Origin of the sequence: Parablautia sp. Marseille-Q6255 (assembly GCF_951230155.1) — a bacterium.
Taxonomy (GTDB): domain Bacteria; phylum Bacillota; class Clostridia; order Lachnospirales; family Lachnospiraceae; genus Choladousia.
Genome location: NZ_CATNVD010000005.1, coordinates 169,909 through 183,928, shown reverse-complemented (window position 1 = coordinate 183,928; position 14,020 = coordinate 169,909). Strand labels below are relative to the sequence as shown.

Annotated in this window: 16 protein-coding genes; 6 read left to right on the top strand and 10 right to left on the bottom strand. The window is 46.1% G+C overall.

The features are described 5' to 3' along the window. Positions 1–37 precede the first annotated feature (37 nt). Positions 38–1,417: a sensor histidine kinase gene (locus QOX44_RS05440; protein WP_283681911.1), complete on the bottom strand. Its 1,380-nt coding sequence runs from the start codon at positions 1,415–1,417 to the stop codon at positions 38–40. After that, entirely contained in the window at positions 1,414–2,130 is a 717-nt protein-coding gene (locus tag QOX44_RS05435; RefSeq protein ID WP_283681910.1) for a response regulator transcription factor, read from the bottom strand. Before QOX44_RS05435 ends, QOX44_RS05440 begins: the two co-directional genes overlap by 4 nt. A gap of 201 nt (positions 2,131–2,331) precedes the next feature. On the opposite strand from QOX44_RS05435, the gene QOX44_RS05430 reads away from it, so the two are divergent. From QOX44_RS05430 to QOX44_RS05410, 5 genes are all read left to right on the top strand, one after another. Next, positions 2,332–3,246, top strand: a complete 915-nt coding sequence (locus tag QOX44_RS05430) for an ATP-binding cassette domain-containing protein (RefSeq protein ID WP_283681909.1) — start codon at positions 2,332–2,334, stop codon at positions 3,244–3,246. Further along, the gene (locus QOX44_RS05425; protein WP_283681907.1) at positions 3,243–4,016 is read left to right on the top strand and encodes an ABC transporter permease; all 774 of its coding nucleotides are present in this window, start codon (positions 3,243–3,245) and stop codon (positions 4,014–4,016) included. Before QOX44_RS05430 ends, QOX44_RS05425 begins: the two co-directional genes overlap by 4 nt. 3 nt (positions 4,017–4,019) lie before the next feature. Beyond that, a complete protein-coding gene (locus QOX44_RS05420; protein ID WP_283681906.1) occupies positions 4,020–4,751 on the top strand; it encodes an ABC transporter permease in 732 nt (243 codons plus the stop codon). A gap of 91 nt (positions 4,752–4,842) precedes the next feature. Then, positions 4,843–5,112 carry a hypothetical protein gene (locus QOX44_RS05415; protein ID WP_283681904.1) on the top strand — a complete coding sequence of 90 codons (270 nt, stop codon included), beginning with the start codon at positions 4,843–4,845 and terminating at the stop codon, positions 5,110–5,112. A gap of 16 nt (positions 5,113–5,128) precedes the next feature. Then, positions 5,129–5,737: an HAD family hydrolase gene (locus QOX44_RS05410; protein ID WP_283681902.1), complete on the top strand. Its 609-nt coding sequence runs from the start codon at positions 5,129–5,131 to the stop codon at positions 5,735–5,737. Positions 5,738–5,822: 85 nt separating this feature from the next. On the opposite strand, the gene aroE is transcribed toward QOX44_RS05410, so the two are convergent. The 7 genes from aroE to QOX44_RS05375 form a co-directional block, all read right to left on the bottom strand. Continuing rightward, complete coding sequence (aroE, locus tag QOX44_RS05405) at positions 5,823–6,683, bottom strand: shikimate dehydrogenase (RefSeq protein WP_283681899.1); 861 nt, start codon at positions 6,681–6,683, stop codon at positions 5,823–5,825. Positions 6,684–6,912: 229 nt separating this feature from the next. Then, positions 6,913–7,371 (bottom strand): RpiB/LacA/LacB family sugar-phosphate isomerase, encoded by a 459-nt coding sequence (locus QOX44_RS05400; RefSeq protein WP_283681896.1) that lies wholly within the window; start codon positions 7,369–7,371, stop codon positions 6,913–6,915. A gap of 1 nt (position 7,372) precedes the next feature. Beyond that, entirely contained in the window at positions 7,373–8,134 is a 762-nt protein-coding gene (locus QOX44_RS05395; RefSeq protein WP_283681894.1) for an ABC transporter ATP-binding protein, read from the bottom strand. Continuing rightward, on the bottom strand, positions 8,121–8,894 hold the full coding sequence (locus QOX44_RS05390) for an ABC transporter ATP-binding protein (RefSeq protein WP_283681892.1): 774 nt from the start codon (positions 8,892–8,894) through the stop codon (positions 8,121–8,123). Before QOX44_RS05390 ends, QOX44_RS05395 begins: the two co-directional genes overlap by 14 nt. Further along, on the bottom strand, positions 8,845–9,828 hold the full coding sequence (locus QOX44_RS05385; RefSeq protein WP_283681890.1) for a branched-chain amino acid ABC transporter permease: 984 nt from the start codon (positions 9,826–9,828) through the stop codon (positions 8,845–8,847). The genes QOX44_RS05390 and QOX44_RS05385 overlap by 50 nt, the downstream gene beginning before the upstream one ends. Before the next feature lie 9 nt (positions 9,829–9,837). Then, a complete protein-coding gene (locus QOX44_RS05380; RefSeq protein ID WP_283681888.1) occupies positions 9,838–10,704 on the bottom strand; it encodes a branched-chain amino acid ABC transporter permease in 867 nt (288 codons plus the stop codon). A 75-nt stretch (positions 10,705–10,779) separates the two neighbouring features. Further along, positions 10,780–11,931 carry an ABC transporter substrate-binding protein gene (locus tag QOX44_RS05375; RefSeq protein WP_283681886.1) on the bottom strand — a complete coding sequence of 384 codons (1,152 nt, stop codon included), beginning with the start codon at positions 11,929–11,931 and terminating at the stop codon, positions 10,780–10,782. A 348-nt stretch (positions 11,932–12,279) separates the two neighbouring features. On the opposite strand from QOX44_RS05375, the gene QOX44_RS05370 reads away from it, so the two are divergent. Beyond that, complete coding sequence (locus tag QOX44_RS05370; protein ID WP_283681885.1) at positions 12,280–13,296, top strand: LacI family DNA-binding transcriptional regulator; 1,017 nt, start codon at positions 12,280–12,282, stop codon at positions 13,294–13,296. Between the two features lie 116 nt (positions 13,297–13,412). Here the strand turns inward: QOX44_RS05370 and QOX44_RS05365 are convergent, their stop codons facing one another. Next, positions 13,413–13,940, bottom strand: a complete 528-nt coding sequence (locus QOX44_RS05365) for a GNAT family N-acetyltransferase (protein WP_283681883.1) — start codon at positions 13,938–13,940, stop codon at positions 13,413–13,415. Between the last annotated feature and the right edge of the window lie 80 nt (positions 13,941–14,020).

The following is a 14,020-nucleotide window of genomic DNA, read 5'->3' as shown; positions in this document are numbered from 1 at the left end:
TCTCTTTCTGCCGCCTTCGCACATCTCCTCTGCCGTCTCACCATCCTCTGTCAAAAATCAGCTCTGCATCGTACGTTCCAGAGGATCTTTTGCGAAACACCAGGACGCCTCCATGCGCCTTTGTGATCTGTGCCGCCAGACGCAGCCCCATGATATGCAGCTTGCTGTCTTTTTTCTCTATGTTCTGGACAATCTCCTCCGGAATCCCCGGCCCGCTGTCGCTGATCCTGCAGAAAATCTTTCCTGATGATACGGCAAGCACCGCCTCTACGGTACATCCCTGCGGATTATGCCTCAGGCTGTTTCCGATCAGATTGCGCAGCGCCCGGCTGATCAGTCCCGCATCTGCATAGATTTTTGTCTGTTCTGCTGCCTCGGAGATCTCTACATGGATCTCAAAATTCTGTTCCAGCCCCTCATTATAATAATCAGCGATACAGTCCCGCAGCAAAAATGCCAGAGAACACATCGTCCGGTGAAGGGGCTGTGAATCATAGGAAAGCTTTGAAGTCAGATTCAGATCCTCCACCAGCTTTCGTATGATCATACTCTGTCGCCGGATCGTCTGCGCCATTGCCTGCTCCTCTTTTCCAAGCGACTCCGCCTGCGCCAGACGGTCTGCATATCCTACGATCAGCGACAGCGGTGTGCGAATATCATGTGATACGCCGCTGATCCACTCTGTGCGCGCTTCATCTCTCCTTGCAAGCATCCTGCTCTGCTCCTCCAGAACCCTTGACGTGTCATTAAGCTTTGCCGCAAGCTCTGCGGTCACTCCCTTTTCCCGCAGCTGCAGCGGTTGTTTTCGTGAAAGCTGTTCTATCCCCTGCGCGACCGGACGCATGGACTGATAAAATCTCCAGCCAAAGCAAAGGACAAAAATCACGATCACTCCTGCATTCACTGCAAGAAACACTTTCAGATACAACGGAACATTTCGGATAAAAACAGTGGACATAAACAGACTGTGCCTCGACTCCACCTGCGGATCTGTCGCAAAAACCAGCAGCAGTTCACCGCTGCGCCATACGCGTACCGGATAATCGCCCAGATACCACCTCGAAAACGACGCCACATCCTGCAGCGTATAACTTCTGGGAATATGATCCGGCACCTGCCACTCCCACACAACCGCGCCGTCCGGCGCGATGCCCAGCGCCCACAAAAACTGCGACTCCTCCAAAATCTTCTGTCCAGGCTCAGACAGCCTGTACGTCCTTTTTTCCTTGTCATTCGCAGGTTCAAGGGACGCGCCGATTTTCTCCATCTCCTGTTTGGAATCCAGATGCTTACACTGCTCGCTGCTCGTCACATATCCGACATACAGGATCACTGCTGCATTACAGCACAGGATGACTGCGATGATCAGCCCTGCACTCAGAGAATATCGCCGTATGACCTTCCACAGACTCTTCATACCTCCTGCTCCTTTACTAGACGGTATCCAATCCCCCGCGCAGTCAGAAGCCAGCGCGGATGCGAGGGATCCTCCTCGATCTTTTCCCGCAGATGTCTGATATGGACCATCAGAGTATTCTCATATCCATAATACGAATCGCCCCAGGCCACACTGCACAGCGCATCAAAGGTAACGATCCTGCCCCGGTTCTCATTTAATTTCTGCAAAAGTGTCAGCTCCTTTGCTGTAAACATTGTCTCCCTGCCCTGGTATCTGACACAGGCGCGGTCAAACAGGATCTCGTGCTCTCCCAGCCGCAGCACCTGCTCCTGCGGCTGCCCGGCCGCAAGCGGCTGATACGTCCGCTTCAATACTGCTCCCACGCGCAGGACAAGCTCCTGCGGCAAAAATGGCTTTGTGACATAATCATCTGCACCGAGTCCCAGGCCGAAAAGACGGTCACGATCTTCATCTCTCGCTGACAAAAACAGGATCGGTACCGGTGAAATCTGCCGAAGCCTTTCAAACAGTACGAATCCATCCCCGTCCGGCAGCATGACATCCAGTACGGCCAGATCCGGCTTCTGCTCCTGAAACACACGTATCCCCTCTCTTACTGAGCCTGCCGTAACGATATTTCTGTAACCGCTCCGTCTCAAAATATCACGGATCATACGCACCAGCTCCATATTATCATCCACAAGTAATATCTTTCTTTCATACAGCTCCATTTTCTTCTCCTCTTTTCTTGTCCTTTGCAAGCGCCTGGCTGTCCTGCATTTGCTTTGGCGCTGTCCTGTCTATTATATAGGAAAATCTTCTGTTCTGTACAAAACCTTCCTAAATTTAAGCTAAAAATAAGGTACGCTTAAGCCTCACCTAATGCTGCCGCTTTATACTGCAGGCAGATCAAATATATCAGGAGGCATTTCATGAAAACTGTTATTTTTACAGACGCACTTACAAAACAGTATCATCACAAAACCGTTGTAAATCAGCTTGACCTGCGCGTACCCGAAGAAAGCATTTATGGTTTTCTCGGGCCAAACGGCGCGGGCAAATCAACAACAATGAAGCTGCTGCTCGGACTTGTCCATCCCACTGCCGGACGTATGTCCATTCTCGGGCACAGGGTATCCCCGGAAAACCGGCTGTCCATCCTTTCGGCTACCGGATCACTGATCGAATCCCCGGCCTATTACGGGCATTTAAGCGGGCAGGAAAATCTAAGGATCATCTGTACACTCAAACAGGTTCCTGAGAAGGATATCGACCGTGTGCTGCATATCGTACGCATGGAAGACCAGAAGGATAAAAAAGTCCGCCAGTACTCCCTCGGCATGAAGCAGCGTCTCGGTCTGGCTGCCGCCCTTCTTGGAAATCCCAGGCTGCTGCTCCTGGATGAGCCGACAAACGGACTCGATCCTGCCGGTATCCAGGAAATGCGTGAGCTGATCTGCTCTCTGCCAGCCGATTACGGCATCACCGTTTTGATCTCCAGCCACCTGCTCTCTGAGATTGATCAGATGGCAACGCATGTCGGAATCATCGATAAAGGACAGCTCATTTTTCAGGATACGCTGTCCGCACTCCATGAGCACAGCCGTTCGCAGCTGCTTTTGCATACAGATCATGACCGGAATGCATTTAACATACTGGAACGCGCCGGTATTCCGGTCAGGTGGACGCAGGATGCACTTTTTTTGATGTCGATGGATGATCAGACGGTCATACGTGCGGTAGCGCTTCTCGTAGCAGAGGGCATCGGCGTACTCCGTCTTTCCCAGCAGCAAAAAAGCCTTGAGGATATTTTCCTTGATCTTACAGGAAAGCAGGTGAGCCTATGAAAGACACCTTCGTTTCCTTCCGAAGACAGTGGCGCGCAGAAAAGCAGAAATCCCGGCGCAGATATATCTGGAGCATCCCCGCCATATTCTGGGGATTTGAATTTCTCTGGGCATTGTGGCAGCTAAGTACGGCGTCCTCTGATGATATGCGGCACGGATACACCATGCTTTTATATAACCTGCCCATGCTAAATGTGATCCTTCTGCCCATTATGTGTGCTGTCATTGCCAGCCGGCTCTGCGATATGGAGATAAAAGGAGATACTCTGAAGCTTCTCTATACCATGCAAAAGCGCACAGTCCTTTACGACTGCAAATACCTGTTGGGGCTGAAATACCTGGCCCTCTTTTCACTTGGTCAGGGAGCGCTCCTTCCACTTTGCGGAATGCTCTATCCGATCAGGGAGCAGCTTGATCCTGTGCAGCTTGCGCAGTCCGTCGTCGTTGTATTTACGGTAAGCGCCCTCGTTCTGTGTGTACAGCAATTTCTGTCCATGCACTCACGCAGCCAGATCCTGCCGCTTGTCACAGGACTTGCCGGATCATTTCTCGGGCTGTTTTCCATGTTTTTCCCGGCTGATATCTCCCGCCTGATCCTGTGGGGCTATTATGCCGCATTCTCTGTGATCGGCATGAACTGGGATGCTGCCACAAGGTATATCGAATATTATGATATCGCTTTCCCGGCAGCAAAATTCGCCATATTTCTCTGTTTTACTGTTGCCGCATACCTTGTCACCCGTACATTTACCGCAAAAAAGGAGGTCTGATCCATGCTTCTTCGATGTATCCATGCAGAACAGCAGAAGCTGCGTCACTGCATTATCTTTCCTGCCTGTATTTTTATCCCCATCATCCCGGCTGTCATGGGAACCTTTAATTATCTGCAAAATACAGAAATTCTGTCACAGGGCTGGTATTCTCTGTGGACACAGCATACGCTGTTTTACGCCTGTTTCTTTTATGCCCCTCTGGTCGCACTGTACTGCTCCTACCTCTGGCGTCTGGAGCACTGCAGCAACAACTGGAATGTGCTCATGACGGCGCCGGTCTCCCTCCCCTGCCTTTATCTGGGCAAGCTTTCTGTGATCTTTCAGGTCACGCTCTTTACACAGCTTTGGGTAGGCGTGCTCTTCTTTCTGGGCGGAAAATTCATCGGGCTTCCCGGCCTGCCGCCTGTACAGATCCTTTTGTGGCTCCTTCGCGGTACGCTCGCCGCAGCTGCTATCGGAGCGCTCCAGCTCCTTTTATCCATGACCATACGCAGCTTCTCTGTCCCGATCGGCATTTCCCTTATCGGAAGCGTACTCGGTCTGCTGATCTCTAACAAGGGGCTGGGACTGTACTGGCCTTACACTTTGATGCTCATGGGAATGAACGCAAACAAGACAGAAGATGCGTTGTCCGGGGGACTGCCCGCATTTCTGGCGGCGACTGCTTTCTTTTTTATTCTTTTTTATGCAATCGCCATATGGCTGCTTAAACACAGAGACATACGGGCATAAAATTCTCTGCTTCCCTTTTCCTGGAATTTCTGATAGAATAGCAGGGTGTCTGAAACGCAAATAGGAAAATCAGAAAGGAACGAACACATTTATGCAGAAATTAAAACGGATCCTTGCACTGATCGGCGCCCTTCTTCTGCTCGGTATGTACGGTGTGACCCTGTTTCTTGGTCTTACCGCAAATCCGGCCAGTCAGAACGTGCTCCTTGCGTCGATCGCCTGCACGGTCATCGTACCATGTCTGCTCTACGGTATGATCCTGATCACCCGTGTGCTTGACAATCGCGATAAATTCAAACAGAATGATCTCACACAAAAAGATACAGACAAAAACCTGTCAGATAAACACAGGCAGGAATGACAAAAGGAGAAATTTTATGATTCGAAATGTAATTTTTGATATCGGAGGGGTACTGGTCGGCCTCGACTGGACCGGCTATATCAGAAAATTTGGATTTTCCCCGGAAAAAGAAGCCGCAATTACAAATGCACTGATCGGCGGACCGCTCTGGAAGGAGCTGGACCGCGGCGTACTCAGCATGGAAGAGCTTCTGGAGCGCTTTATCTTACTTGCTCCGGAAGAATACCGCGAAGACACTCGTCAGGTATTTTTAAAATCCGCCTCATTCGTCTCCAGACGACCCTATGCAAAGCTGTGGCTGCATACACTCAGGGAGCACGGATATCACACCTACTATCTCTCTAATTATTCTGCATGGATGATCCAGGAGACGCGCAGCGCGCTTGATTTTCTCCCGCTGCTTGACGGCGGTGTCTTCTCCTGTGAGGTAAAGCAGATCAAGCCGGATGAGGATATCTACCGCTCCCTGCTTTCCCGTTATCCGCAGATCATACCGGAGGAATCTGTCTTTCTCGATGATACACTGGAAAATATCGAGACTGCAAAACGTCTCGGCTTCCACACCGTCCATTTCAGAAGTCAGGAGCAGGCAGAAACAGAGCTTGAAAAACTGCTCCACCCATAAAAAACAGCGAACATAATAATATACCGGAGGGGATGCTGCTTATTTCAGTAGATTTTGCAGCATCCCCTCCAAATCTTTCGCCCGCTTAAGCCTCTCCAAATTCCTCACAAAGCTTCTGCTCCATAATCTCCAGCGGCGCTTCTTTCCCTGTCCAGAGCGTAAAATTTCTTGCTCCCTGACATGCGAGCATTCCCAGACCGCTGACTGTTTTGGCGCCGCGCTTTTGCGCTTCTGCCAGAAAGCCGGTAAAGGACGGATTAAAAACAACATCCGATACGGTCATCTGAGAAGTTATGGTATCATAATCCAGATCCGGAAGCGCCCCGCAGTCCGGCATCAGCCCGATGCAGGTAGCGTTGACCAGAATGTCAGTCTGTGCGGGGACTGCCATGTTCGCTTTCCACGCAAGGGCGGTTCCCTTTGCCTTCGTCCTTTTGCAGATCAGCTCCGCAAGCTCCTGCGCTCTTGACAGGGTACGATTTATAATGGCAATGTCCTTTGCTCCCGCCAGCGCACACTCAACAGCGATTGCTCTGGCAGCCCCGCCGGCGCCGAGAATCGTCACATGCTTTTTATCCAGTGTCACACCTGCCCGATGCAAAGCCTCCACAAATCCTTTGCCATCCGTATTTTCACCAAACAGTTTCCCATCCTCACGCACAACAACCGTATTCACTGCCCCGATAATATCTGCCGCCTCTGAGCGCTCATCCAGATAATCCAGCACCTGTATCTTATGCGGCATCGTCAGATTCACGCCCCGCATATGCAGCGCCTTTACCGCCCGCATTGCATCAGGAAAATCCTGCGGCGTCACCTTCATCGTAATATACCGGAAATTCAAACCAAGCGCCTCGTAACCTGCTTCCTCCATCACCCCGGTCGGGTTCCCATCCACCGGGTCTCCAAACACACCCGTTAATTCTGCACGATAATTCTTGTTCATATGCTTCCTCCTGTTACACAAAATAATTTGCTGCTTTTTCAATCTGTAAAATCTGGTTTACTGTAATCATAAACCTATCTGTCATATACTTCTTTTATCTGTTTCGATTATAACAGATTTTTTCTTTTTATACCATCGCGATGTAAAGAAAGCACCCACTCCAAAGTGGATGCTTCCAAGCAAAGGTTATGTATTTTATTTTTCTCGTCTTCTCCTTAAGCTACTCCTGCTATTGATTTTGCAGACTCCCATCCATTTCAGCCAGCATGCTTACCACATGTGGGGTCCAGTTATCCTGATTTGCTTTTGCTTCCAGAAATGCTTTAATTAAATCCGGAGCCAGCCAATCTCCTACTATTTTCCCGCCTATACACATCACCTGTACATCATCATGCTCTACTGCCTGATGGGCACAGTGTATATCATGAATGATAGATGCTCGAATTCCAGGAATCTTATTACATGCTATGGATGCTCCTACTCCTGTACCACAAAACATAATCGCTTTTTGTGCTTTTCCCGTTATTACCGGCTCACAAACCTTTTTTGCCACATCAGGAAAATATACCGGCTCGCTGTCATTGTCACATCCCTGATCAATCACCTCATATCCCCATTCTCGAATCTGATTAATTAATTTTACCTTTAACTGATATCCCGCATGGTCACTGCCTATTGATACAATCATACTATTCATCCTCCTTACCCACGTTTTCTTTGTTCTTTACTCTTACAACTGTCTTTCCAAGATACGCTTCATGTACCTTCGGGTCATGCAGTAAATCTCCGGATTTTCCCTCCGCAGTAATAATACCCCGTTCCAAAATATAAGCCCGGTCAGAAACCTTCAACGCCAATCTGGCATTTTGTTCCACCATTAAGATTGGAACACCTGCTTTGTTAATTTCAACAATTTTTTCAAATAATTCCTCAATAACAATCGGGGCAAGTCCCATACTTGGCTCATCAAGCATTAACAGTTTCGGTTTACCCATCAATGCCCGACCAATCGCCAGCATCTGCTGCTCGCCACCACTCATACTCCACGCCAGCTGTTTTCTTCTTTCTTTTAATCTGGGAAAAATCGCAAAAACCATTTCCATATCTTCCGAATTATTTCCTGGTTTCAGGCGCATCCCTTTGCTAGCCACCGTACCCACCAGTAAATTTTCTTCAACTGTAAGCCCTGGAAATACATGCCGCCCTTCTGGTACTTGCAATACGCCCATTTTCGCTATGTGCGCTGCTTTCATCTGTTGAATATCTTTTCCTTCAAATTCTATTCTTCCAGAAGTGGACAACGTACCTGAAATACTGTTGAGCAATGTTGTTTTTCCGGCCCCATTTGCCCCGATCAATGCAACCATTTCATTGGCACCTATTGAAAGACTGATTCCATGGAGGGCTTCTATACTGCCATACCGCGTCACAAGCTTCTCAATCCTCAGCATCTGCAAGCCCCCCTCCTAAATAAGCTTCAATTACCTCTGTGTTATTCTGCACTTCTTCAGGCAAACCGGTCGTAATCTGATGCCCAAAATTTAATACTGTTATGCGATCGCAGATACTCATGACCAATTCCATAGAATGTTCAATCAGTAAAACGCCAATATCGTGTTTTACCGCATACCGTATTAAATCTGACACATATTGCGTCTCCCGGTTATTCAACCCGGCAGCCGGCTCATCCAGCAGCAATATATCTGGCTGACTTAATAATACCCGTACTACTTCCAACAATTTTTGCTGGCCATATGACAGTTTGCTCATAGGATCATCTAAATAAATAGCTTGCAGCCCGGCACACTCCAACAGTTCAGGCAACACTTTATCTAAATCCACCTTGTTCCCATGCTTTTTTCTTGCCGCCATATCGCTGCCCATAATAATATTTGTCCAAATATCACAGCGATCAAGAAGATGCGGATGCTGAAATGTTCTTCCAATTCCCTGTATTGCTCTCTGGTAAGTTGCCTGTGCCGTAATATCTTTACCTTTAAAATAAATTTTTCCTTTATCGACCTTATATACGCCTGTAATTAAATTAATCAATGTTGTTTTCCCGGCTCCATTTGGTCCGATCAGCCCTACAACTTCTCCTCCGAAAATTTCCAGATTGATATCTCTTGCAGCTACAACACCTCCAAAATTTTTACATACATCAGACAGCACTAACTTTGGATTTTTCTCTGTGTTTCCTAAAACGTTCATACAGTATCTTTCCTCCTCCCCAAATTCCTTCTGGCTGGAAAATCATCAAAATAATGACACCTATACCGTATATGAGCTGCATATAGTCTTGAAGTGAACGGAAGCCCTCCTGCAAAATCGTAATTGCAGCCGTTCCGATCAATGCACCTATCGGAGAACCTGTCCCGCCAATCATAATCATAACAAGATAAATCGTGGATTGGTTGTACGTAAAACTCTGATAACTCAGATAACCCGATACAGAAGCCCACATTGCCCCGGCAGCACCACAAAGTGCTCCTGAAATTGCAAATGCAATGCTCTTTGTCAGCAGACTGTTGATTCCCATACTGTCTGCTGCCATTTCGTTATCTCGTATCGCCATAAAAGAACGGCCTAAAGATGAATGAAATAGTAGCAAAATCAAAAAAGTTGCTACTAGACATACTGCAAATACGACATAAAGCTTACTAGTTTCACTGTCTGCTGAAAATCCGAACAGCTGAAAAGTTGGTATTTCTTTCATCCCCAACGCGCCGCCTGAAAAATCCACCCAGTTAATAAAGAGCACATTCAATATGGTCATCAATCCAATAGAAGCAAATGTAAAGTAATATTGCCTTAACCTGAAAAATGCAAAACCTAAAATAAATGCTAAAAACGCTGTCCCACATACAGCTGCTACAAATGCAGTCAGGCTTCCCCCGAAAGTTTTGGTTAGAATATTTCCGGCAATATATGCTCCTATCCCCCAAAAACCAGCCTGGGCAAATGAATTCTGACCACAAAGTCCCAGCAACACATATACACTGAGTACGCACAGATAATTAATCAACGCCACACTTAGAATACGCACAGTATAGGTAGAAGTAAATTGGGGTACAACCGCTATCAGTAAAATTAAAAATGCCGTGATAACAATAACCGGCGTATTTCTCTTTTTCCTCGCTAACATACTGACCTCCTATGCCTTCTCCTGAATTTTTTCCTGAAACAGCCCCTTCGGACGGAACATCAGAAATACAATCAATACTATATAAATAAGCGCCAGCTGATATGTGGAAGAAATATAAGCACCACCAAATTGTTCTACTAATCCTACAATCAGTCCACCTATAATTGCTCCCGGTACACTGCCGAATCCGCCAATAACAATAGCTGCAAATGCCTTAGATCCTGCCATTGTTCCCATCGTATTATTCAAAAAGAAAATAGGTGCCAAAAGTCCGCCGCAAATTCCTGTAATCACTGCACTAAGTGCAAAGGTCAGACCGATTGATACCACAACTGGAATCCCGACAAGCGATGACATGTACTGATCCTGGGCAGTTGCCTGCATAATATTTCCAATGAAAGTTTTCTCCAAAAGAAAGTAAACAAGCAGCATCATGAGCAATGCAATACCAATAATCGCCACATACTGCCACTGTATTGTAGCGCCGGCTAAAACAACAGATCCCTCCTTTACGCGATCAAGTGTCAGCGGAATCGCACCCCAGATATGCCGTGCTCCTTCGCGTAAAACGATAGATGCCCCCATCGCACTGACAATGATTGCTTTTGCCTGTGCTTTTCGCAGCGCCCAATAAGAAGTTCTCATAAAGATAACACCTATAACTCCCATACATAACGCCGCAAGAATCAATGATATCACAATATTCAATCCGAACATCTGATTAAAGGTATATGCAAAGTAGCCTCCAAACATCAGGAAATCACCCTGTGCAAAATTCATGATGCCTACTGTCCTGAAAATCAATACCATGCCCATAGCAATCAGACCATAAATAACGCCTACTGCAATACCTGATATCAGTAATTGTATAAACATATTACCCCCTCCAGTTTTACACTTTCATTCATCTAACATAAATTAGCAATATCGTATTCTTATTCTGATCGCGCCTTACTTTGTCGTAATTTCTTCTACTACTGTAGGGATCAGATCCTTCACCTGTACAATCAGTCCTCCCTTACCACAATTACCTTTGAGACTACAGTCATACGTTGTAATTGCACCTTCATAATTTGTTAAGGTCAACATAGCGTCACGAACCTCTGTACGATCTGTTGAGCCTGCCGTCTCAATCGCCTCACAGATCACATAAATATGATCTCTAATCTGTGCAGCTGCTTTTGCACAGGCTTCATCATATGTCTCCTCATACTTTTTAGAAAATTCAGCCCCCATTTCATTTGGAGAGTCTGGTACCCAGGCTGTAATACTGTAAGCATCATTGATCGACTCTCCTGCCAGGTCAACCGTTACAGGATCACCAAACGCATTAGAACCATAAATCGGCTTCTCAATTCCCAGGGCCTTTGCCTGCTGAATCAAAATGGCTGCTTCAGTCTGAAGACAAGCTACAACCAATGCATCAGAATCTGACTGCATGGCTTGACTAAGTTGTGCGGTAAAATCTTTCGTTCCGTTTGTAAAAGGAATTACTTCATCAACGGTTCCGCCATTCGCTTCAATGCCTTCCTGAAACAGTCTTGCCTGATCAGCAGAAGCCGTTTCTGTATCATGAATGATCGTAAAACTTTTTGATCCCATTTCATTTACTGCATAATCCATAAGTGCCGCACAGAGTGTTGAATCACATGCTCTTAGCTGAAACAGCCATTCTCCAGCTTCACAAGTCTCCTGGAGGGTCGGGCTGGAACCTTGCGTAGTTGTCAAGATCTGAGATGCCTCTGCTGAAGCTGCAATTGCAATATTATCGTTTGAATTATCAGAGCCAATGATCGCAACGATGTCATCGTCTGCTGCCAATTTTAGATACGCATTTGTAGCGCCTACATCCGTCCCCGTTGTATCCTGCACCACCACTTCAATATCTTTTCCCAGAACTCCGCCTGCTGAATTAATTTCTTCTACAACCAGCTCCAGAGCATTCGTAGCATAACTTCCTTCTGAAGCGCGATCACCACTAAGCGGTACAGTCAGACCGATCTTAATCGTATCCCCTGCTGCAGATGTTGGTACAGCCCCCATAACTGTCCCTGTCACCATAAGCATTGAAAGAATCATTCCTGCCATTTTTTTGTTCATCATACCTTCCTCCTTTTCTGTAAACGTTTTCTCACTCACTAAAAAATATATGGAAAATCATGGAATTTATAGTGTTTTTATTTGTTTTCTATATTTCCACTTTTCCATTTTTTGTGAATACGTTTTCTTTATAGGCCTATTTTACACATTATACGAATACTTGTCAATATAACCTTCTATACTTTTAGATATTTCATCAGTTTTTCACAATTTTTCGATTATTTTTTTGTTATATTTAACGATCCATGGCGTTTTATTTTAGAAATCTCTTGCTTTTTTCATTTTTCTCATATATCATTTGAGTAAACCTTTTCTTGTGTTATATTTTAAATATTCTTTGAGGTGAATACTATGGCAAACCCAACTATAAAAGACGTAGCATGTGAAGCTGGTGTTTCTATTGCTACTGTCTCACGCGTATTAAATAAAAATGCATCTGTAAACAATGAACTGGCTGCAAAAGTCAATCTTGCTATAGAAAAGCTTGGATATTATCCCAATTTTATCGCGCGTACCTTAAAAAACGAAAGTTCGAAAACAATCGGTTTTGTAGTATCTGATATCGCTAACAGTTTTTTCACTACTATGGCCCGCGCAGTTGAAGATATTTTGAACCAGCACGGATATAATCTGTTTGTCTGTTCCACAGATGACAGTCAAGATCGAGAAGAGAAATATTTATCATTACTCCGTGAAAAACAGGTGGACGGTATTATCATCAACTCAAGCGGAAAAAATTATAAACTGATTACGCAAATCAGCCATCAGATTCCCATTGCACTTTTTAGCCGACGTGTACCTGATCCAGACTTCAAAGGAGATTTTGTTGACAACGACAACTTTTCCGGATTGCGGGATTTGACACAATATCTAATTCGTCTCGGGCACACAAAAATTGGACTGTTAAACGGGCAGTCTTACGTTTCTTCTTCTCAGGAACGTCTCTCTGGATTTCAATATGCAATGCGTGAAATCGGTATTAATGTAGACGAGAACTATCCTTATCTCTATCGCGGTCACTTTAATCGTCTTTCTACCGGTATGGAAGGCACCAAATATCTTTATGCCCAGGGAGCAACTGCTGTTATTTCCTCAAATAACCTTCTTGCGCTTGGTGCTATGAAATATTGTCGCAATGCTCACATTGCTATTCCTAAGGATTTATCTTTATGTAGTTTTGGAACTATTGAAAACCACGACTTACTTTATGTCCAGCCAACCTGTGTAGACCAGTCCTCAGCTTCTATGGGCACTCGGCTGGCTGAGCTCATTATCGAGCGAATCGAAGCTAAAAATGACATTCCCAACCGGGAAATACGTTTTTCTACTAATCTGATCATCGGTGACAGCACATATCCGCCAAAGTAGTCTGTTTAAACTGACGAAAAACAAACCGTTCGTTTCCAAACGGAGTGAGTCTCAATATAATCTACGACTCACTCCGATTGAACTGCATACGCATCCACCTTTATCTCACTATTCTCCTACACCCTGCACTCCATCTGGCAGTCATACGGTTCTGCCTCTGTGTGCTCCTGATTATAAACTGCTGCCTCCACACATCCCATGCTTCGATAGAACGCCTGCGTTTCCACTGCGGAATGAGCGGAAATATAAAGCTTCTCTGCGCCATGCGCCTTTGCCCAGTCCTTCGCGGTCAGAAACAGCGTCCTGCCGATCCCTTTACTTCTCATATCCTCTGAGACGTGCAGGCTCGACAGATCCAGATACTTCTCTTCTCCGCCGAATAGCCCTGCCTCAACGGACACAAATCCCTTCAGCTCACCCTGATAAAAGGCGCCGCAGACAAGGCCGCCTGTTTCAACGGTATTTTTCAGGCATCCGATCAGTACCTGATAATCTGCCTCACTCCAGTCATCAATAAACGCAGCAGTTTTGATCACCCATTCGCCGCCCTCTCTTCTCCAGCATTTTTCGACAATCTGATGCCTGATAAAATGCAAAAACAGCTCCCGGTTTATCTCATCCTTTGCTAATACTCTGTATTCCATTGTACCTGTAACCTCTTTCTGTCAAACTGCAAGAAAGAAACAGAGACTGTCCTCAGCCTGCCTCACGGATTCTGTCCGGG